The organism is Halorubrum sodomense (assembly GCF_900111935.1).
Taxonomy (GTDB): Archaea; Halobacteriota; Halobacteria; order Halobacteriales; family Haloferacaceae; genus Halorubrum; species Halorubrum sodomense.
This window is the reverse complement of the sequence record NZ_FOYN01000003.1, coordinates 118789-138655: the sequence shown is the minus strand read 5'-3', so window position 1 is coordinate 138655 and position 19867 is coordinate 118789. Positions and strand designations below refer to the sequence as shown.

The 19867-nt window shown below is 70.4% G+C and carries 20 protein-coding genes; 5 read left to right on the top strand and 15 right to left on the bottom strand.

Annotation, left to right across the window (positions count from 1 at the left end; translation table 11 throughout):
• The first annotated feature begins 99 nt into the window (after positions 1 to 99).
• Together purM and BM286_RS15635 are read left to right on the top strand one after the other, a co-directional pair.
• Positions 100 to 1176: a phosphoribosylformylglycinamidine cyclo-ligase gene (purM, locus tag BM286_RS10085; RefSeq protein WP_092921668.1), complete on the top strand. Its 1077-nt coding sequence runs from the start codon at positions 100 to 102 to the stop codon at positions 1174 to 1176.
• A gap of 105 nt (positions 1177 to 1281) precedes the next feature.
• Positions 1282 to 1455, top strand: a complete 174-nt coding sequence (locus tag BM286_RS15635) for a hypothetical protein (RefSeq protein WP_167603387.1) — start codon at positions 1282 to 1284, stop codon at positions 1453 to 1455.
• Between the two features lie 33 nt (positions 1456 to 1488).
• Here BM286_RS15635 and BM286_RS10080 read toward each other — a convergent pair whose 3' ends face one another.
• The 13 genes from BM286_RS10080 to BM286_RS10020 all read right to left on the bottom strand — a co-directional run bounded on the left by BM286_RS10080 (position 1489) and on the right by BM286_RS10020 (position 14567).
• On the bottom strand, positions 1489 to 2028 hold the full coding sequence (locus BM286_RS10080; protein WP_092921666.1) for a CBS domain-containing protein: 540 nt from the start codon (positions 2026 to 2028) through the stop codon (positions 1489 to 1491).
• Positions 2029 to 2135: 107 nt separating this feature from the next.
• Positions 2136 to 2510: a DUF555 domain-containing protein gene (locus BM286_RS10075; RefSeq protein ID WP_092921664.1), complete on the bottom strand. Its 375-nt coding sequence runs from the start codon at positions 2508 to 2510 to the stop codon at positions 2136 to 2138.
• A 95-nt stretch (positions 2511 to 2605) separates the two neighbouring features.
• On the bottom strand, positions 2606 to 3604 hold the full coding sequence (locus BM286_RS10070; protein ID WP_092921662.1) for an isocitrate/isopropylmalate family dehydrogenase: 999 nt from the start codon (positions 3602 to 3604) through the stop codon (positions 2606 to 2608).
• A 5-nt stretch (positions 3605 to 3609) separates the two neighbouring features.
• Entirely contained in the window at positions 3610 to 4233 is a 624-nt protein-coding gene (gene leuD, locus BM286_RS10065) for a 3-isopropylmalate dehydratase small subunit (RefSeq protein ID WP_092921660.1), read from the bottom strand.
• Positions 4233 to 5693: a 3-isopropylmalate dehydratase large subunit gene (leuC, locus tag BM286_RS10060; protein ID WP_092921658.1), complete on the bottom strand. Its 1461-nt coding sequence runs from the start codon at positions 5691 to 5693 to the stop codon at positions 4233 to 4235. Before leuC ends, leuD begins: the two co-directional genes overlap by 1 nt.
• 58 nt (positions 5694 to 5751) lie before the next feature.
• Positions 5752 to 6810 (bottom strand): ketol-acid reductoisomerase, encoded by a 1059-nt coding sequence (gene ilvC, locus BM286_RS10055; RefSeq protein ID WP_092921656.1) that lies wholly within the window; start codon positions 6808 to 6810, stop codon positions 5752 to 5754.
• Between the two features lie 92 nt (positions 6811 to 6902).
• Positions 6903 to 7586: an acetolactate synthase small subunit gene (gene ilvN, locus BM286_RS10050; RefSeq protein WP_092921654.1), complete on the bottom strand. Its 684-nt coding sequence runs from the start codon at positions 7584 to 7586 to the stop codon at positions 6903 to 6905.
• A complete protein-coding gene (gene ilvB / locus BM286_RS10045) occupies positions 7583 to 9394 on the bottom strand; it encodes a biosynthetic-type acetolactate synthase large subunit (RefSeq protein WP_092921652.1) in 1812 nt (603 codons plus the stop codon). The genes ilvN and ilvB overlap by 4 nt, the downstream gene beginning before the upstream one ends.
• A gap of 373 nt (positions 9395 to 9767) precedes the next feature.
• Complete coding sequence (locus tag BM286_RS10040) at positions 9768 to 10949, bottom strand: LeuA family protein (RefSeq protein ID WP_449272178.1); 1182 nt, start codon at positions 10947 to 10949, stop codon at positions 9768 to 9770.
• 371 nt (positions 10950 to 11320) lie between these two features.
• Positions 11321 to 12157, bottom strand: coding sequence for an ABC transporter ATP-binding protein (locus tag BM286_RS10035; protein ID WP_092921648.1), 837 nt, complete (start codon positions 12155 to 12157; stop codon positions 11321 to 11323).
• Positions 12141 to 13010 carry an ABC transporter permease gene (locus BM286_RS10030; RefSeq protein WP_092921646.1) on the bottom strand — a complete coding sequence of 290 codons (870 nt, stop codon included), beginning with the start codon at positions 13008 to 13010 and terminating at the stop codon, positions 12141 to 12143. The genes BM286_RS10035 and BM286_RS10030 overlap by 17 nt, the downstream gene beginning before the upstream one ends.
• A gap of 1 nt (position 13011) precedes the next feature.
• On the bottom strand, positions 13012 to 13989 hold the full coding sequence (locus BM286_RS10025) for a substrate-binding domain-containing protein (RefSeq protein WP_092921644.1): 978 nt from the start codon (positions 13987 to 13989) through the stop codon (positions 13012 to 13014).
• A 299-nt stretch (positions 13990 to 14288) separates the two neighbouring features.
• Positions 14289 to 14567, bottom strand: a complete 279-nt coding sequence (locus BM286_RS10020; RefSeq protein ID WP_092921642.1) for a DUF7111 family protein — start codon at positions 14565 to 14567, stop codon at positions 14289 to 14291.
• A gap of 186 nt (positions 14568 to 14753) precedes the next feature.
• On the opposite strand from BM286_RS10020, the gene BM286_RS10015 reads away from it, so the two are divergent.
• The 3 genes from BM286_RS10015 (at position 14754) to BM286_RS10005 (ending at position 17365) form a co-directional block, all read left to right on the top strand.
• Positions 14754 to 15683 carry a 1,4-dihydroxy-2-naphthoate polyprenyltransferase gene (locus tag BM286_RS10015; protein ID WP_092921640.1) on the top strand — a complete coding sequence of 310 codons (930 nt, stop codon included), beginning with the start codon at positions 14754 to 14756 and terminating at the stop codon, positions 15681 to 15683.
• Entirely contained in the window at positions 15680 to 16828 is a 1149-nt protein-coding gene (locus BM286_RS10010) for a mandelate racemase/muconate lactonizing enzyme family protein (RefSeq protein WP_092921638.1), read from the top strand. The genes BM286_RS10015 and BM286_RS10010 overlap by 4 nt, the downstream gene beginning before the upstream one ends.
• A gap of 75 nt (positions 16829 to 16903) precedes the next feature.
• On the top strand, positions 16904 to 17365 hold the full coding sequence (locus tag BM286_RS10005) for a DUF5799 family protein (protein ID WP_092921636.1): 462 nt from the start codon (positions 16904 to 16906) through the stop codon (positions 17363 to 17365).
• A gap of 40 nt (positions 17366 to 17405) precedes the next feature.
• Here BM286_RS10005 and BM286_RS15630 read toward each other — a convergent pair whose 3' ends face one another.
• Both BM286_RS15630 and BM286_RS10000 read right to left on the bottom strand, forming a co-directional pair.
• Positions 17406 to 17555: a DUF7557 family protein gene (locus BM286_RS15630; RefSeq protein WP_167603385.1), complete on the bottom strand. Its 150-nt coding sequence runs from the start codon at positions 17553 to 17555 to the stop codon at positions 17406 to 17408.
• A gap of 98 nt (positions 17556 to 17653) precedes the next feature.
• A complete protein-coding gene (locus tag BM286_RS10000; protein WP_092921634.1) occupies positions 17654 to 19792 on the bottom strand; it encodes a hypothetical protein in 2139 nt (712 codons plus the stop codon).
• Positions 19793 to 19867: the final 75 nt, after the last annotated feature.

The window sequence follows — 19867 nt, the reverse complement described above, 5'->3', positions numbered from 1 at the left end:
ACCGCCGCCTCGTTCTGATCGCCGGCCCGTCTGGTTCCGCGACCGCTCCCCGCCCTCCGGAACGGTGCGCTTTTGCTCCGGGGGCGTGCCCCCTCACACATGACCGAGGGCAACGGCGGCGACGGCGGATCGGCGGGCGACGACGGGGAACCGGAGGCGGCCGAGGGCGACGAACTCACCTACGCGGACGCGGGCGTCGACGTCGACGCGAGCGAGGCGGCGACCGCGGCGCTGATCGGCGCGGTCGGGGCGGACACCGAGGCGGAGGGCTCCGGGAGCGAGTACGCCGGGCTGCTCGACATCGGCGACCGCTACCTCGCGCTCGCGACCGACGGCGTCGGGACGAAGCTGCTCGTCGCGGAGGCGCTCGGCGACTACTCCACGGTCGGCATCGACTGCGTCGCGATGAACGTCAACGACCTCGTCGCGGCCGGCGTTCGCCCCGTCGCGTTCGTCGACTACCTCGCGGTCGACGGGCCGGACGAGCGGTTCGCAGAGCAGGTCGGCGAGGGGCTCGCCCGCGGCGCGGAGCTGGCCGACATGGAGCTCGTCGGCGGCGAGACGGCGGTGATGCCCGAGGTGGTCCGCGGGCTCGACCTGGCCGGCACCTGCGCCGGCCTCGCCGCGAAGGACGGCGTGTTCGACGGCCGGGCCGAGCCGGGCGACGCCCTGGTCGGCTGGCGCTCGTCGGGGATCCACTCGAACGGGCTCACGCTGGCGCGGGAGGCGGTCACGCGCGAGCACGCCTACGCCGACCCCTGTCCGTTCGACGGCTACGAGACGCTGGGCGACGCGCTGCTCGAACCGACCCGAATCTACACCGACCTGCTCGACCCGATGCGCGCCCACGGCGTGCGCGGCGCGGCCCACGTCACCGGCGGCGGCTGGACGAACCTCGAACGCCTGGGCGGCCACCGCTACGTGATCGACGACGCGTTCGACCCCCAGCCGGTCTTCGAGTTCGTCCAGAGTGAGGGGAACGTCACCGACGAGGAGATGCACCGCACGTTCAACATGGGGACCGGGTTCGTCGCGGCGCTCGACTCCGACGCGGCCGAGTCGCTGGCCGACGCCACCGACGGGCGCGTGATCGGGCGCGTCGAGGCCGCCGAGCCGAGCGATGAGGCCGGCGACGAGGGGAGAGCGACCGTCGCGATCCGCGGACTGGAGCTGTAAGCGGGCGCGTCCGGGGTACCGGAGAGCGTTGCGGCCGGCGGGGAGACGCGGCGCGTCGTGCCGCCGAATGGCCGCTTATCAGCGGCGTCGACCTACGTCCGGCAGATGACCGACGGAGCCGCGGCGGACGACGAGACGGGAGGGGACAGCGACGGCTCCGGACGGGACGACGAGGCCGACGGCGACGCGGGAGGCGGATCGAGCCACCTCGACGACGTGGAGGACGGCGCGGGCTGTACGGAGATCTGGGAGCGGCTCTCGGAGCGCCGGGAGGAGTAGGGCGCGGTCCGGCGCGGTCGGCCCCGCGGAGCGCTACGACAGCTGCGCCGCGATGTCGGCCTCCGTGATGATCCCGACGGTCTCGCCGCCGTCGGTGACCATCACGGCCTTGTAGTGGTCGAGGAGGTTCCGGACCTCGTCGACGGTCGCGGACGGCGCGACCGTCGGGAACGACTCGCTCATCACCTCGCTAACGGGGTGGTCGCCCACGTTCTCGCCGGCGTGGACGACGTCGCCCTGGCTGATCGAGCCGACCGGCACCCCGTTCTGGAGGACGGGGAGCTGCGAGTACGCCTCGGCCTCCATCAGTTCGACCGCCTCGCTCACGGCGTCGTCCGGCGCGACGCTGATCACGGTCTCGTTCATCAGGTCGGCCGCGCGCACGACCTCGCCTTCGGCCTCTTGGAGGGCGTTGACGATGCGGCGCAGCGTCGAGAGTCGGGGATCGACGTCGCCACCCTCGATCCGAGCGATGAGCGGCTGCGAGACATCCGCGGCGTCGGCGAGTTCGCTCTGCGTCAGATCGAGCGCCGTCCGGCGCTCGCGGAGGTCCTGTGGCGTCGGCAGTTCCATACCGCCTAATTACTTATGGTTATTAGAAAAGCTTTCGGGACCGATCGAACTCGCGTCGCCCGCGGATCCTTCGACCGACCGCGTCGGGTCCGCGGACGCGGTCGCGGCTATCGGTCAGCGCCCTCGTCCTCGTCGTCGGCCTCGGTCTCGAAGACGTCGATGACTTCGAGGGGGACGTCGCGGAGCGCGCCGCCGACCTCGCTTTTCGCGATCCGCTCGGCGTGCTCCTCGCTGTCGGCGTTGAAGATGTCGATCTCTAAGAGGAGTCCGACCAAGGCCGTGTTCGCCGCGAGGAACGCGGCGTCGAACGGCTCGCCGCAGGCGGGACAGCCGGTGACGCCGGGTTCGACCTCGACGTACTGCTTGTCCGTCTCGTTGAGTCGCTTGCCGGCCTCGCTGACCGCGACGCCGATGGCGTCGTCGGTCTCCTCGACGTCACGGACCAACCAGGCGGCTTCCATCGCGACTTCGTAGTTGCTCATATCCGGTCGGAGGGGCCGCAGGGTTTCTTGTCTTGTGGTTCGCTCGCGGTCGCGATCCGCCCGCCGTTCCGACGCGATCGGGGGCGAGCGCCGCCTTACAGCCGGTCGACGATCGCCGCGGTGACCTCGTCGGTGGTCGCCGACCCGCCGAGATCGCCGGTGCGCGGGCCGTCCGCGAGGACGCTCTCCACGGCGTCGCGCACCCGTCCTCCCTCCTCGACGTGCCCGAGGTACTCCAGCAGCATGGCCGCCGAGAGGACCGCCGCCGTCGGGTTCGCCATCCCCTCGCCCGCGATGTCCGGCGCCGTGCCGTGGACCGGCTCGAACAGCCCGTTCTCGTGGCCGACGTTCGCGGACGGAAGCAGGCCGAGCCCCCCGACGAGGCCGGCGGCCAGGTCGGAGAGCACGTCGCCCGCGAGGTTGGGACAGACGATCACGCCGTACTGGCTCGGGTCCAGCGGGAGCTTCGTCGCGAACGCGTCCATCAGCTCCTCGTCGGCGTCGACGCCGCGCTCGTCGGCGACCGCGAGGACCTCCTCGCGGAACCGGCCGTCCGTCTCGCGCATCACGTTCGCCTTGTGCGCGACCGTGAACCCCTCGTCGGGGTCGCCCGCGGGACCGCGACCGTCGCGGACGAACTCGCAGGCGTACTCGGCCAGCTCCCGCGACGCGGACGAGGTGACGACCCGCGTCAGCGTCGAGAGGTCGTCGGACAGGCGGTCCTCGTGACCGGCGTAGACGCCCTCGGTGTTCTCGCGGAGGAACACCACGTCCGTCTCGGGGCGGAGCGCGTCGACGCCGGGGTACGCCTTCGCGGGGCGGACGTTGACGAACGAGTCGACCGCCTCGCGCAGCGGGAGGATGACGTCGGCGGCCGTCTCGCCGGCCGCGCCGAACAGCGTCGCGTCCGCGTCGGCGACCAGGTCGTACGTCTCCGCGGGGAGCGCCTCGCCGGTGGCCGCTTTCGTCGCGTCGCCCGCCTCGGCGGCGACGAACTCGAAGTCCAACTCGAACGACTCCAACACCTCGACGGCGGCCGGCACGACCTCGCGGCCGATGCCGTCGCCCTCGATGACGACGATCTCGTCCGTCATTCGGCTCAGTCGTCCCCCTCGACGTACGGCAGGCCGGCGACCGTCTCGTCGACCTTGCTCCGGTTCGAGTACATCAGCGCCGTCGTGTCCCAGATCCCCTCGACCAACGCCTCCCGCATCGCGTCGTCGACCTCCACGTCGATGACGGTGTCGCCGTAGGTGACGGTCTCGCCCTCGACGTCGATGTCGATGTGGCCGTCGGGGTTCGCCTCGATCCACTCCTGGAGCGCCACCACGGTCTCGTGGTCCGCGGTGACCGCGGGGATGCCGAGCGACTTGCAGTTGTCGCGGAAGATCTCGGCGTACGACTCGCCGACGATCCCGTCGACGCCCCAGCGCATCATCGCCTGCGGCGCGTGTTCACGGGAGGAGCCGCAGCCGAAGTTGGAGTTGACCACCGCGATCGACGCGCCGTCGAAGCGGTTGAGGGGGTGGTCGTTGAGCTCCCCGTCCTCGTCCCGCCGGGCGTCGTAGAAGAGGTAGTCCGCCATGTTGTCGAACGTGACCTCCTTCATGAACTGCGCCGGCAGGATCTGGTCGGTGTCGACGTCGTCGCCCGGGATCGGCACCCCGGTGCCCGACACCTCCGTGATGTGCTGGTCGCCGCCCGCGTTCGCGTCGGGGGCCATCAGTCCGCCACCTCCTCGACGCCGCCGGCGCCCCCGGTCGGCCCGTCGTCGAGGTAGTCGCGCGCGTCCGCGACCTCGCCCTCGACGGCCGCGGCCGCGACCATCGCGGGACTCATCAGCACCGTCCGCCCCTCCTTCGACCCCTGCCGGCCGACGAAGTTGCGGTTCGACGAGGACGCGCACACCTCGTCGCCCTCCAGGGCGTCGTCGTTCATGGCGAGACACATCGAACAGCCGGCGCGGCGCCACTGGAAGCCGGCCTCGATGAACGTCTGGTCGATTCCCTCCGCCTCGCACTGCGCGCGGACCGTCTCCGAGCCGGGCACCGCGAGCGCCCGCACGTCCTCGTCGACGTCGTGGTTCTCCAAGATCCGCGCGGCCTCCCGGAAGTCCGAGAGGCGGCCGTTGGTACAGGTGCCGAGGAACGCCACGTCGACGTCGTAGCCGAGCATCGACTGGCCGGCCTCGATCTCCATGTGATCGAGCGCCTGTTCCGCGGCCTCGCGGTCGGTCCGGGCCTCGAAGTCGTCCGGGTGCGGGACCGGCTCCGAGATCTCGATCACCTGTCCGGGGTTGATCCCCCAGGTGACGAGCGGGTCGAGCCCGTCGGCGTCGACGGTGACCACGTCGTCGTACTCGGCGTCCGCGTCGGAGCTGATCGACTCCCAGTACGTTTTCCGCTCCTCGAACGCCTCGCCTTCGGGGACGTACTCGCGGCCCTTCAGGTACTCGTAGGTGGTCTCGTCGGGGTTGATGTAGCCCGCGCGGGCGCCGCCCTCGATGGACATGTTACACACCGCGAGCCGGCCCTCCATGTCGAGCGCCTCGATGGCGGGACCGCCGTACTCGTACACGTGCCCGACGCCGCCGTCGACGCCGAGGTCCTGGATCACTTTCAGGATCACGTCCTTCGCGTAGACGCCCTCGCCGAGTTCGCCCTCGACGTTGACCCGGCGGACCTTCTGTTTGTCCGCCGCGATACAGCCGGTCGCGAGCACGTCGCGGATCTGGCTCGTGCCGATGCCGACGCCGATGGAGCCGAACGCGCCGTGGGTCGCGGTGTGGCTGTCGCCGCAGGCGACGGTCATCCCGGGCTGGGAGAGCCCCAGTTCCGGGGCGACGACGTGGGTGATCCCCTGCTTGCCGGACTCGAAGCCGAAGAACGTGATCCCGCTGTCGCTCACGTTGCGTTCGAGCGCGGAGAGCATCTCCTCGGCCTGGTCGTCGGCGAGGGGGCGCTCCCGCTTGTCGGCCTCGGTGGGCGCGATGTGGTCCGTCGTCGCGAACGTCCGATCGGGGTACGCGACGTCGAGGTCGCGCTCGCGGAGCATGCCGAACGCCTGCGGGCTCGTCACTTCGTGGACGAGGTGGAGCCCGACGAACAGCTGGTCCTGTCCGTTCGGGAGCTCCGTCACCTTGTGGCGGTCCCACACCTTGTCGTACAGCGTGCCCTCGCTCATCTGGAGTCACCTCCGACCGCGGTTGCGCCGGACGCCGGTCCGGTTCCCGCTACGCCCATCACGCGGTCACCTCGGCGCTCTCCTCTTCCTCGTCGTCGGTCGACTCCTCCCACGCGAACAGCCCGCGCAGCTCGTCGCCGACGGCCTCGATCTCGTGGTCCTTCTCCGCGTTCCGGAGCTGGGTGTAGGAGGGCCGCCCGGCCTGGTTCTCGGCGATCCACTCGCGGGCGAACTGCCCGTTCTGGACCTTCTCTAAGACCTCCTCCATGTTCTCGCGGGCGTGCTCGTCGACGACGACGTCGCCCTGTGTGAGCCCGCCGTACTCGGCGGTGTCGGAGACGGAGTCCCACATCTCTCCGAGCCCGCCCTCGTACATCAGGTCGACGATGAGCTTGAGCTCGTTGAGACACTCGAAGTACGCCATCTCCGGCGAGTAGCCGGCGTCGACGAGCGTCTCGTACCCCTGCTTCACGAGCGAGGTGACGCCGCCACAGAGGACGGCCTGCTCGCCGAACAGGTCGGTCTCCGTCTCCTCGCGGAACGTCGTCTCGACGACGCCGGCGCGGGTACAGCCGATGGCGGCCGCGTACGCGAGCCCCTCGTCGTGCGCGTCGCCGGTCGCGTTCTGGTACACCGCGAGCAGGCCGGGCGTCCCCTGGTCGCTCTCGTAGTTCCGGCGGACGAGGTGCCCCGGCGACTTCGGCGCGACCATCGTCACGTCGACGTCCGCGGGCGGCTGGATCTGGTTGTAGTGGATGTTGAACCCGTGCGCGAACTGAAGCGTGTCGCCCGCGTCGAGGTTGGGTTCGACCGCGTTCTCGTACACGTCCGGCTGGACGGTGTCGGGGACGAGGACGCTCACGATATCGGCCTCGGCGGCCGCGTCCGCGGGGGTCGCCACGCGGAGCCCGTCGCTCTCGGCGGCGGCCCGCGAGGAGCTTCCCTCGCGGAGGCCGACGACCACGTCCACCCCGCTGTCCGCGAGGTTCTGCGCGTGGGCGTGGCCCTGCGAGCCGTAGCCGAGGACGGCCACCGTCTTGTGGGCGATCGCCTCCTCGTCCGCGTCGTCGTCGTAGTATACTGTCGAGTCGAACGTCTGCGTGTCGTCTTCGGTCATGTGTATCGTGTGTGTTCGCCGTGTGTTCGTGTGTGCGCGTGCGTTCGCGGGTTGCGCGGGTTCGCGTGTCAGTCGTCGTGTGGATTCGCGTGTCAGTCGTCGTGGGTGGTCGGTTCGCCGGCCGTTCCGGGCTTCTCTCCGGGCGCCGTCGGTGTGTCTCCGCGCGCGAGGGCGGTCGGTCCGGTCCGCGCTATCTCGACGATCCCGAACCGCTCGAAGGCGCGGATCGCGCCGTCGATGTCGGTTTTGTCGCCGGTGAGTTCGACGGTGATCGTCTCGGGGCCGGCGTCGGCCGTGCGGCCGTCGTACATCTCGGAGACCGCCTGGACCGCGGCGGGGTCGTCGGCCTCGACCTTCAGTAGGACGAGCTCCGAGGTGACCGCGTCGCCGGCGACCTCGCCGACCGAGATGACCGGCTTCAGCTTCGCCATTTGCTTTTCGATCTGGTCGATGCCGGGGTCCGTCTCCTCGACGACCATCGTGATCCGCGAGTGGCCCTCGACGGTCGTCGGCCCGACCGTGAGGCTCTCGATGTTGAACTGGCGGCGAGAGACGAGCCCGGAGACGCGCGCGAGCACGCCCGGTTCGTCCTCGACGAGGGCGGAGATGACGGCGCGCCGCGACTCGTGTTCGGCCTCGACGACGGGGTCGATCCGGATCCCCTCGAGGTTCCGACGCCCCTCGGGATGGTCGCGCTCGTCCGGGCCGGGCTGCTCGCCCGGGAGGGGCCGGGAGTCCGCGTCGGGAGCCCCCGACTCGGACGCGTCGCCGCTCATAGCTGGTCCTCCGCGGCCGCGAACTTCCCGTTCGCGCCGCCGCTCGGCACCATCGGGAGGACGTTCTCCTCGGGGTCGACGTGGAAGTCGACCACGGCGGGCCCCTCGTAGTCGAGCGCCTCCTCGACGGCGGGCGCGACCTCGTCGTAGTCGTCGACTCGCAGGCCCAGCGCGCCGAACGCCTCCGCGAGCTTGTCGAACTCGGGCATCCACGTGTAGTCGGAGGCCATGTGACGCCCCTCGTAGAAGGCGTCCTGCCACTGGCGCACCATCCCGATGTACTCGTTGTTGAGCACGGCGATGGTGATGTCCAGCTCCTCGCGAACGGCCACGGAGAGCTCCTGCATCGTCATCAGGAAGGAGCCGTCGCCGTCGAAACACACCACGTCGCGGTCCGCCTCGCCCATCGTGTCGGCCGCGACGCGGGCGCCGACCGCGGCGGGAACGCCGTATCCCATCGTGCCGAGCCCGTGCGAGGAGACCCACGTCCGGGGCTCCGAGTACGACCAGAACTGCGAGGCCCACATCTGGTGTTGGCCGACGCCGGTCGTCACGATGGTGTCGTCGTCGGTCGCCTCGTCGAACGCCTCGACGACGAACTGCGGCTTCAGCGGCTCGTCGTCGGGGGTCGCGTAGGTGAGCGGGTACGTCTCCTTCCACTCGGCGCACCGGTCGCGCCACGCCTCGGCGTCTGGCGCCTCGCGGACCGCGGCGGTCAGCTGGTCCAACACGCGCCCGGCGTCGCCGATCAGCGGGTAGTCGGCGTGGACGTTCTTGCTTATCTCCGCGGGGTCGATGTCGACGTGGATCACCTCGGCCTCGGGCGCAAACGTGTCTATCCCGCCCGTCAGCCGATCGTCGAACCGCGTACCGACCGCGATCAGGCAGTCGGTGTGGGTGATCGCCAGGTTCGCGTAGCCGGTGCCGTGCATCCCCGCCCACGAGAGGCAGAGGTCGTCGTCCTCGGGGAACGAGCCGATCCCCGGCATCGTCGTCGTCACCGGGATCCCGTAGCTCCGGGCGAACGTCCGCGCCTCGTCGCTCGCGTCGGCCTTGATCACGCCCCCGCCGAACAGGCAGACGGGCCGGTCGGCCGACTCGATTGCGCGCGCGGCCTCCTCGACCGCGTCCGGGTCGGCGTTCGGGTCGGGGTCGGTCCCCGCCGGCGGCGCCGCCGGACCGGGCGTTCGGTCGGTCTCGTCCTGCGTCACGTCCTTCGGAAGGTCGACCAGGGTCGGGCCGGGGCGTCCCGCGCGCGACAGCTCGAACGCCTCGCCGACGGTGTCCCCGACGGTGTCCGCGCCGCCGGCGAAGTAGTTGTGCTTCGTGACGGGGCGAGTGACGCCGACCGTGTCGGTCTCCTGGAACGCGTCGTTGCCGACGAACTCCGTCGGCACCTGTCCGGTCAGCGCCAACAACGCGTCCGAGTCCATGTCCGCGTCGGCGATACCGGTGACGAGGTTCGTCGCGCCCGGGCCGGACGTGGCCATACAGAGCCCCGGCTCCCCGGCGACGACGCCGTAGGCGTCGGCGGCGTGGGCGGCGCCCTGCTCGTGGGCCATCGTTACGTGTCGGATCGACGAGTCGTATAACGCGTCGTAGACGGGCATGATCGCGCCGCCCTGAACCCCGAAGGCGGTCTTCGCGCCCGCCGCTTCGAGGGCGGCGACGACCGACTCGGCGCCGGTCGAGACCGGGCCGGCGGCGGGGGTCTCGTCGGCGTCGGGGGTCCCGTCGTCGGCTCCCGCCGGCGGCTCCGTAGAGCCCTCCGGCTCGTCTTCTCGTGTGTGTGCTGCTGTGTCGCTCATTGTCGTGGTGGTGTTCGGTGTGGCATCTGGCGGGTGGTGTCGGTCGCTGCGAACGCGGTGCGGACGGGATCGCTCTTTTCGGACGCGGAGCGCGACTCCGTGCGTCGGAGACGGTCAGTCCGCCGGCGGTCAGCGGTGCGTCGCGTCGGTGAGGAAGGGATGATGTAGGGGGTCAGACCCCTACGATGATCGGCGCGACGGCTCCGGGAACGCGCGTTCGCCCCGCGGCCGCGGCGTGCCGTCGCATCTCGCTCGGAGCAACGCGGGCGGGGTATAAATTCCTGTCGGGGGTCCGGGACGAGACCCCGGTCGGGCTCCTCGCAGGACCGCCCTCGCGGTCGCTCGGGGAGCGCTCCGGTCGAGGAGGCGGGCATCAGACCCGGACCTCCTCGTCGCGCGTGACGCCCGCCTCCTCGGCGAACCGCTCGACGTCGCCGGCGGTCACCTGCCGCTTGCCGGCGCCGTACTCCTTGACCCGCTTGGTGATCGTCCGGACCTCGCTGTCCGTCGGGTCGAAGCCGGCCTCCACCAGGTGCTTGCGCACGCTGTGGGTACCGGTGTGTTTGCCCAGCACGAACTCGCGTTCGGCCCCCACCATCTCCGGGGTCATCACGCCGGTCTCGAACGTGTCGCTGTTCTCGATGACGCCGGCGGCGTGGATGCCGGACTCGTGGGCGAACGCGTTGCGTCCGGTGATCGGCTTGTTCGCCGGCACCGGGATGTCAGAGGCCTCCTCGACGATCCGGGCCAGCTTGGTGATCTGAGTCGTGTCGATGCCGGTGTCGACGCCGTACACCGACTCGACCGCCATGACGACCTCCTCGTACGCGGCGTTGCCGGCGCGCTCGCCGATCCCGTTGACCGACACCTGCGCCTGCTCGGCGCCGTTCTCGAAGCCGGTGACCGCGTTGGCCGCGGCCATACCGAAGTCGTCGTGGGTGTGGACGTCGACGCGGGCGTCGGTCGCCTCGACGACGGCCTTCACCGTCTGCCCGAAGCTGGTCGGCATCCCGACGCCGCAGGTGTCGGGGATGTTGATCCAGTCGGTGCCCGCCTCGGAGACGGCCTCGACGATGTCGGTCAGGTAGTCCGGGTCCGTCCGGGTGGCGTCCATCGGCGAGAACATACACTCGACGCCGGCGTCTTTCACCTGCTCGACGGCGTCCACCGCGCGCCCCTTCGCCTCCTCGCGGGTCGCGTGCATCGAGTCCTCCAGCTGAACGTCGCTGGTGGAGACGAACACGTGGACCATCTCGACGCCGGAGTCGATGGCGGCGTCGATGTCGCCCTCGACGACCCGCGCCAGCCCGCAGACGGTGGTGTCCGTCGCGGCGGCGATGTCGCTGACGGCCTCGAACTCCGCGTCCGAGTTGACCGGGAACCCCGCCTCGATGACGTGGGTGTTCATGTCGTCCAGCGTCGCCGCTATGCGGCGTTTCTCATCGTAGCTGAACGACGTGCGTGGTGACTGTTCTCCGTCTCGCAGGGTCGTGTCGAAGATCCTGACAGGACCGATATCGACGTTAGAAGCTATCGTGCCCTGGAAGAACTCGATCCGCCGGGGTGTCCGACGAAGCCTCCGTGATGTCTGTCATCGGTTCACGACAAGACGGTCGGGTACTTAACGGTTTGGACGATCGCAAAATCGGAGCGGACCGGCAGTTCGGATCGGCGCTCGGCGCGAACAGCAAACCGCACGACAGCGACGACATACAAACACCTTAAGGAGGTTATACGCACACCGGTGATCCGACCGGTATTCCGATCCGGAAGCCAGTTAATAAGCAGAATCGACGTTCGTTTCGTTCGAACCGCGGCCGGCACGCGGTCCGGCGAGGGGTTCGAGCCGGTCGGCGCGCGTTGCGAACCGGGGCCCTCCAAGGTCGGCGCGCGTCGCGAGCCGAGGGCCCTCCAAGGTCGGCGCGGCTACCGACCGAGGGCGTCCGTCACCTCGCGGCGGAGCGCGACCAAGTCGGCGTCCGCCCGGTCGCGGGGGCGGTCGATGTCGACGTCGACGACGGACGCAACCGTGCCCGGTTGGCCGGAGAGGACGACCACGCGGTCCGCGAGGTAGACCGCCTCCTCGACGTCGTGAGTGACGAGGACGACGGTCGTCCCGCGCTCCTCCCACACGTCGAGCAGGTGGTCCTGTTGGTCCGCCTTGGTCAGGCGGTCGAGCGCCGAGAACGGCTCGTCGAGCAGCAGCACGGAGGGGTCGTACGCCAGTCCCCGCGCGAGCGACACGCGCTGGGCCATCCCCCCGGAGAGCTCGTCCGGACGGCTCTCGGCGAACCCGTCGAGACCGACCGTCTCGATCAGGTCGTCGACGCGCTCGCGGGCCGGCGGGCTCGCAGGGTCGACGTCGGACGGGAGCCCGACCGCGACGTTCTCGCGCACGTCCGCCCAGTCGAGCAGCCGCGGTTCCTGAAACACCATGCCGACGGCGTCGCTGCCGCCGTCGCGCACGTCCGTCCCGTCGACCGCGACGCGGCCGCCGAACTCGGCTTCGAGCCCCGAGAGCACGCGGAGCAGCGTCGACTTCCCGCAGCCCGAGGGGCCGACGACGGCGACGAACTCCTCGTCCGCGACCGCGAGGTCGACGCCGTCGAGCGCGACGGTGTCGTCGTACCGCTTCCGGAGGTCGTCGACCGCGAGGACCGGGTCCGCGGTCGACGAGTCGGGATCGGCCTCGCCGGTCGGCGTCGCCGCGTCGACCCCGTCGGCCGACGACGGGGTGACGTCCGCGTCAGCGTCCGACGACACGGTTCCTCACCTCCTTCACCGCGACGTCCGAGCAGTTACCGAGGAAGGCGAAAAGCAGGATCGAGCCCACGATGATGTCGGGCCGCGCGAGGGCCCGCCCGTCGCTCAGCAGGAACCCGATCCCCTGGCTCGCCGCGATGAGCTCGGCGGCGACGACGAACATCCACGCCAGCCCGACGCCGCCGCGGATCCCGACGAGCAGGTCCGGGAGCGCGGCCGGGAACACGACCCGGCGCAGCGACTCGACGCGCCCGAGGTCGTACACCTCGGCGACCTCCAAGAGCTCCTCGTCGACCGCCGCGATCCCCGTCGAGAGGTTGAGGTACACCGGGAAGAAGGCGCCGACCGAGATGAGCAGCACCTTCGCGGTCTCGCCGATGCCGAACCAGAGGAGGAACAGCGGTACCCACGCCAGCGACGGGATGTTCTTCAGGCTCTGGAGCAGGGGGTCCAGCAGGTCGCTCGCCGTCCGCGAAAGGCCGGTGAGAGTCCCGAAGACGGTGCCGACGACGATTCCGAGGCCCGCGCCGAGCGCCACGCGCTGGAGCGTGATGGCGACGTGGCCCCACAGCTCTCCGGACGCCGCCATCCCGTAGAGGGTCTTCGCCACCCGAAGCGGCGGCGGCAACTGGTAGGCGGCGAAGACGCCGGTCGTGACGAGTGCGTGCCAGACGACGACAAGAGCGAGGGGAACGAACAGCCCGAGCAGGGGGCGGAACCGGCTCGCGGAGGGGACGGGGATCGGGCCGAGCGTGCGAGGCTCCGCGGCGCGGGCCGACCCGCCGGCGTCCGACCCGTGACGGGCGTCGGACTCGCGGGAGACGTCCGACTCCCGGCGGGTGTCGGCGGCCATCTCAGACGACCCCGCTCGCGAACTCCGAGTCGATCAGCTCGTCGACGGCGCCGGCGGGGTCGGCGTCGTCGGTCACGAGGTCCTCGCGTTCGAGGATCGGCGAGAGGTTCGACAGCAGCTCGCGGTGCGGTTCGCCCGGGATCGGCCGGGAGAGGTCGGTCCGCTGGGTGAACACGCGCTCCGCGACCGGCTCGGACATCCCCGAGGCGTCCGCGAGGATCCCCGCTGTCGCCTCGGGGTTCTCGATGGCCCACTCGCGACCCCGCTCGTAGGCCTCGAGGACGCGACGGGCGTCCGCCGTACGGTTCGCGAGGAACCCGTCGAGGAAGTTGAGGAAGCCGTACGTGTTGTACCGCGGCTCGCGGAAGAACAGCTCCGCGCCCTCGTACTCGAGTTCCAGTTCCGCCATGTGGGGATCGAGGCCGGCCCAGGCGTCGACGTCGCCCTGGATGAGCGCGGACTGCCCCTCCGGGTGCTGGAGGTGGACGATCTCCACGTCCTCCGCGCTCAGTCCGGCGTCCTCGAGCGCCTGAAGCAGGAAGAAGTACGGGTCGGTCCCGCGGGTGGCGGCGACGCGCTTCCCCTCGAGGTCGGCCGCCGACTCGATGCCGGTCTCCCGGAAGGTCACGAGCGCGGTCCACTCGGGATTCGAGTAGACGTACGGCGTCGTGATCGGCACGCCGTTCGTGCGGGCCATCAGCGCCGCGATCCCGGCGGTCGAGGAGACGTCCGCCGCGCCGCTTTGCGCGTACTCGTTGGCCTGGTTGCTCCCGAGGCTCAACACCCACTCGACGTCGGTGCCGGTGTCCGCGAACGCCGCTTCGAGCCACCCCTTCTCGCGCAACACGAGACTGACCGGGTTGTAGTACGCGTAGTCGACCGTCACCGTTCCGGATTCGCCGCCGCTTCCCGCGCAGCCGGCGAGCAGCGAACCGCCGATCGCCGCGCCGGTACCGCGCAGGAATTGTCTTCGCTCCATCGTGACTCCTCGTACCGGTGCCACTCATAAACCGATATGGCTATTGAGAATATTCAGCTACGGCTATGATGCTTATCAGTTATTTATTTTCGTCAATGAGTACCGTTTACACGGGCGGCGATCGCCGCGTCAGGGTCGCTGACATCCAGATATGCGTTTCTGACCCCATCTCACGCCCCGACGAAGCCGTTCGGCTTCCGTTCCGGGTATCGGACCATGTTGCTGGTTGTTTGCGGCGGTCGCGCGGTCTGCCGTGAGAGCCCACCCGACTGCGAGGTCCGGACGCGTCGCCGGCCCGGCTACATTCCCATGTCGGCGGCGGCGTCCGGCACCGGAAGCTCCGAGACGGCGACGCCGAGCAGTTCGGCGGCGTGGTCGAGCGCCATGTCGAACCCGTAGTACCGCTCCAGTTCGTCGCCGTCGGGGCCGGGACGGACCTTCAGCATGGCGTACCCCTCGACGTTCTGCGCGACGGCGGCCTCGCGGCCGTCAAGCGAGAAAGTGAGCAGTCGCTCGCCGTCGGCCTCCTCGTATCGCGCCGCGATGCCGTTCGCCGACGCGGCCTCCGTGTCGGTCATACGAGCGCTACGGGCCGATCCCTGTCGAATCTGTCGATCGCAGCGCGTCGAGGACGACGCGACGGCGGCCCGAACACGGTCGTCCGCGTGCGCGACGCGGTATCGCTCGCCGCGACTCGGTATCGACGCGAAGGGAGACGAAACGCGATGGCAAGCTTAAGGAACGACACGCACCAACGGGCGGCAATGACCACCGAGGTGACTCGTCGGCGGGCGTGGGTGATCGCCGCCCGCCCCCAGACGCTCCCGGCGGCGGCCGCGCCGGTGATCGTCGGCGTCGGGCTCGCGCTCGCCGACGGCGTGTTCGCCCCGCTGCCGGCGCTGGCGGCGCTCGTCGGCGCGGCGCTGATCCAGGTCGGCACGAACTTCGCGAACGACTACTACGACGCGATCCAGGGCGCCGACACCGACGACCGCGAGGGGTTCACCCGCGTCGTCGCCAGCGGCCTCATCGAACCGACCGAGGTGAAGCGAGCGATGTGGCTCACGTTCGCGGCCGCGATCGGCGTCGGTACCTACCTCGTCGTCGTCGGCGGCGTTCCGATCGTCGTGATCGGGCTCGCCTCCGTCGCCGCCGGGATCGCTTACACCGGCGGCCCGTACCCGCTCGGCTACCACGGGCTCGGCGACCTCTTCGTGTTCGTCTTCTTCGGGGTGATCGCGGTGACGGGGACCTACTACGTCCAAGCGGCCGCGCTCCTCTCCGGGTGGTTCCCGGTGGGTGTTCCCGACGGCACCGTCACGCTCGCGGCGCTCGTCGCGAGCCTCCCGATCGCCGCGCTCTCGACGAACATCCTCGTCGTCAACAACCTCCGCGACCGCGAGGAGGACGCCTCGACGGGCAAGCGGACCCTCGCCGTCCGGTTCGGCTACCGCTTCGCCCGCGCCGAGTACCTCGCGATGCTCGCGCTGGCGTACCTCGTCCCGCTGTGGTTCGTCGCGCGCGGCGACGGCCTCGCGACGCTGCTCCCGCTCGTCACCCTCCCGCTGGCGGCGTCCGTCGCCCGGACGGTGCTGACCGAGACGTCCGGCGAGGCGCTCAACCCCGCGCTCGAATCGACCGGCAAACTGCTCGCGGCGTACGCCGTCGCGTTCGCGGTCGGCCTCGCGGTGTGACCCGCGATTACCCCCGCGACGAGAACCCCCCAGTCACGGTGCGACACCGCCCGTTCGCCCTCGACCTGACCCGCCCGCTCGGCACCGCTCGGGGGAAAATTCGCAGTCGAGAGGGGTTCGTGATCGCGGTCGAGCGCGAAACCGGGGTGACCGGCGTCGGCGAGGCGACCCCGCTTCCGGGGTGGACGGAGTCGCGGGATGCGTGCGCGACGGCGCTCGACGAACTCGACGGTCGAGCTGAAGCCGAACCGCCGCTGGAGTCGCTGAACGCCGAGGCGACTCCGGCGGCCCGGCACGGCGTCTCCCTCGCGCTCGCCGACGCCGCGGCCCGCGACGCCGGGGAGCGGCTCGCGGACCGGCTCGCGGACGGCGCCGGCGTCGAATCCGCGCCCGCGGACGCCGTCCCGATCAACGCGACCGTCGGGGACGCCGGACCGGACGAGACCGCCACCGAGGCGAGGCGGGCGGTCGAGGCGGGGTTCGACTGCCTCAAGCTGAAGGTCGGCGCCCGCGACGTCGACGCCGACGTCGACCGCGTCCGCGCGGTCCGCGAGGCGGTCGGCGACGCGGTCGCGCTCCGCGCCGACGCGAACGGCGCGTGGGACCGCGGGACGGCGCGCCGCGCGCTCGACGCGCTGGCCGCCTTCGACCTCGCGTACGTCGAGCAGCCGCTCCCCGCGGACGACCTCGACGGACTGGCGGCGCTCCGTGAGCGCGACCCGGCGGACGGCAGCGGGGGCGGGACCGGCGGGGGCGACGGTGGCGGCGGCGTCCCGATCGCGGCCGACGAGTCGGTCGTCGACCGGGGGATCGACGCGGTGCTGGACGCGGGCGCCGCCGACGCGGTCGTCCTCAAGCCGATGGCGCTCGGTGGGCCGGACCGCGCGCTGGCGGCCGGGCTGCGGGCGCGGTCGGCCGGCGTCGACCCGGTCGTCACCACCACGATCGACGCGGTCGTCGCGCGGACGGCCGCCGTCCACGTCGCGGCCGCGGTCCCCGACGTCTCCCCGTGCGGGCTCGCGACCGGAGCGCTGCTCGACGAGGACCTGGCGCCCGATCCCTGTCCGATCGCGGACGGGCAGATCGCGGTCCCGGCCGGCCCGGGCCTCGCGGGCGGCGCGTTCGACGACCTCCGGCGGTGGTAGCGGGCGGGACCGCCTCCGTTCCGTGGCTCGTCGTCGGGGAACGGACTTTTCACCGCGACCGCCGAACGGAGGCGCATGAGCGAGTGGACCGACGCCATCGTCGGCGAGCGGATGACCGTCGACAACCAGTTCAACGAGCGCGTCGCGGCGTCGCGCTTCTCCAGCCAGGAGTGGGGACTGATCATGACGGCCACGGAACTGGAGATAGAGGACGCCGACGACCCCGAGGCCGCTCGGGTCGTCGCGGACACGTCGAGCCTCCCGGCGATCATGCCCGAACTCGAGAACCTCCGGTCGCAGATGTCCGGGATGGGCGGCGCGCCCGGCGGCGGCGGCGCCGGCGATTCCGGCGGGTCGGGCGGCGGCGTCGTCGACTCGATCAAAGGTGCGCTCGGGCTCGGTGACGGGTCCGGCGGTCCCTCGGACGAGGAACTGGAGGCCGCCGAGCGCCTCGTCCAGGAGTACGCCGACGAGCTACAGGCGCACCTCGAAGAGGTCGGCAAGTGGGAACAGGTCCGCGTCGCCTACCAGGAGTAGGGCCGGCTCGCGGCGGCCGCGGCCGGTCCGCCGACCGCAGTCACTCCACGTCGCTACCGCGGAACAGCGTGAGCTCCTCGGCCTCGTAGATGCTGATGAGCTCGCTGACGATCTCGTCGTACTCCTCGTCGTCGACCCGGATCGCGTCCAGCCGCTCGACCGTCTCCTCGTCGAGGTGGATCTGGGGCATGCGTGGCGGTTCGTCGTCGGGGGAATAAAAGATATCGGCGGAGCGTGACCGACGACGCTGGCACGGAGCGTTTCTTGGATCGCGCCAAATCAGTCTTACTACTCCGACTCGCGGCGGAGTTCCGCCGAGTCGCCCCCGTCCGAGTCTTCGGCCGCGAGAGCTCCCCGAGCCGACTCCTCGACGTCTTCGACCGTGAGATCGACCGTCGGGGACATGAACTTCCCGTTGAGGAACAGCGTGGTGTCTGGTTCGGTCGAGCAGTCGGCCACCACCTCGGAGGAGACCATCGGCCGCTCCGTCGGGTCGCGTCCGACGAGTCGGGTCTTCTCGTCGAAGCAGTCGTACAAGATCTGATGCTCCGCCCCGAGCCACGAGGCCGGAGAAAGCACCGTTCGCCAAGTGAGTCGGTGTTTCGACTCCGTTTCGGACTCGACGAAGACGAGTCTGGGTGTGGGGGGGTTCGGAGGCACCACGTTCGTGGAGGCGTCGCCCGCGAACTGAACGGAGGGACGACCGGGTAGTCGTAGCGTAGCGAGGGTCGTGTCGAGCGGGAGACCGACCGAGGACAGCAGTTCGACCAGCGTTCGTAGCTGGTCGTCCGGAACCCGACCGTCGATCACCGCGGACCCCGTGCCGCCGCGCCGGACTGTATCAATCCCGACTGCGACGCGTCGACCGCCCTCAAAGACGGTGACGGCCGGAGCCGATCGACCATCCGTCCCCACGCGATGAGGGGACTCGACCGGATCGGAGTCGACGACCGAGACATCCCCGTCGAGGGGAAGGTCACAGTACAACAGGTCGATCGACGAGTCCGAGAGCACGTCCGCGACGACATCCGCGGTCGGCGTTTCGAGAACGGAAAGCGACCCGACCCCGGCTGCGAGCGACGGAGTCGTGAGTGCCTCGCGAAGGTGCCGCGCTCGGTCTGCGGACCGGACGAGGAGCGCGACGTTCGCTTCCCCGGCGCTCGGAGAGGTCCGCCGAAGCGCGTGTTCGTACGCCGACGGGAACGTGGCGGCAGTCCAGGCTGGGATCGAGTCCGCGTCCGGGTCCGGTACCGGGTCGTCGTCGCGTGGGGAAGACTCTGGACCGTTAGTCGGCCGATCCGCCGTCGTGAGACCCACCGAGTCTCCCGCGCGTGTCTGCTCGACCGAACCGCGGACTCGGACCGGTGCGAGGACGTGCGCGAGGTGGGGTAGGAGTTCGGCGCTCGCGGGACCGGGACGAAGTACCGCCTCAGTCGACCACTCGGGGGTATACGGCGCGACCGTCTCAGGGCTGACTTCCAAGTACTCCATCAGCCGCTCGCTGGGTGAGAGCCCGTCTAGATTCGGGGGATAAAACGGAAGCTGCGCTCCGACCTGATCGTACTCATCCCTGTCGGAGAGCGTGTAGCCGTCGGTCCGCACGAGGGTGTCGAGAAAGAACCACGTGCGTAGCAGTTCTTCGGCTCGCTCTTCGAGCCCGCGACCGTCGGTAGGAAGCCGCTCCGTGTATCCGGTGTCGAGCCGGATAGCCGGTTCCTCACCGATCGCCATCCTCGCGCCGAGGTAGTACGCGAGCGTCGAGAGACGGTACACGTCGGCGTACGTCGGTCGGACGACGACCTCGACGCCCGTGTCGGGGGCGGTCAACGGGCTCGGAATATCGAGCGATTCGCCTCGCCGGATCCGGGGCGGGTATCCCCGCAGGGTCGGCCAAGACCGTTCCGCCGAGAACTCTCTGATCGACGAGCCCATGGCCGACACCGCCTCCGCGAGCGCCTCCGGGTCGTCCGGGACGGTGATCGTCGCCTCCGGACGGCTGTGAAGCGACCGGGCGCCGAGGCTGACGGTCGCCGGACGAGCGAGCGCGATCTCGATCGGATCGGGTCCCTCGATCCCGCTGACAGAGAGTTCCGCGTCTTCGAGCCTGAGGGACGCCTTCGTCACACCGGTTATGTCGATACAGTACGTTCCCCGCGGAAACTCCGTCGGCTCGTTGGGCCACTCGATGAACTCGCCCTCGGCGTCTCGGACGGCGATCGACGTGTACTCCGCAACCGTGAGCGATTCCGCCTCGAAGCTGACCGCCCCGTCGACCGGGAGCGGGAATAGTTCGGGGAGCGCCGGTGAGAGCTCCGGCTCGCGGTCGACGCGAAACTCCATCCGCTCGCCCTCGATCACGTCCCGGACGGTGAGCGTCGTCCCGTCGACTTCGAACCCGATCCGTCCGTCCGGCGACCCGTCTTCCACTATGTCGTTTTGGTTCGCCAACACGTATGAGGGTGTCGTTGATCGCCGCGATCCGGGATTCTGATGCGTGTACCT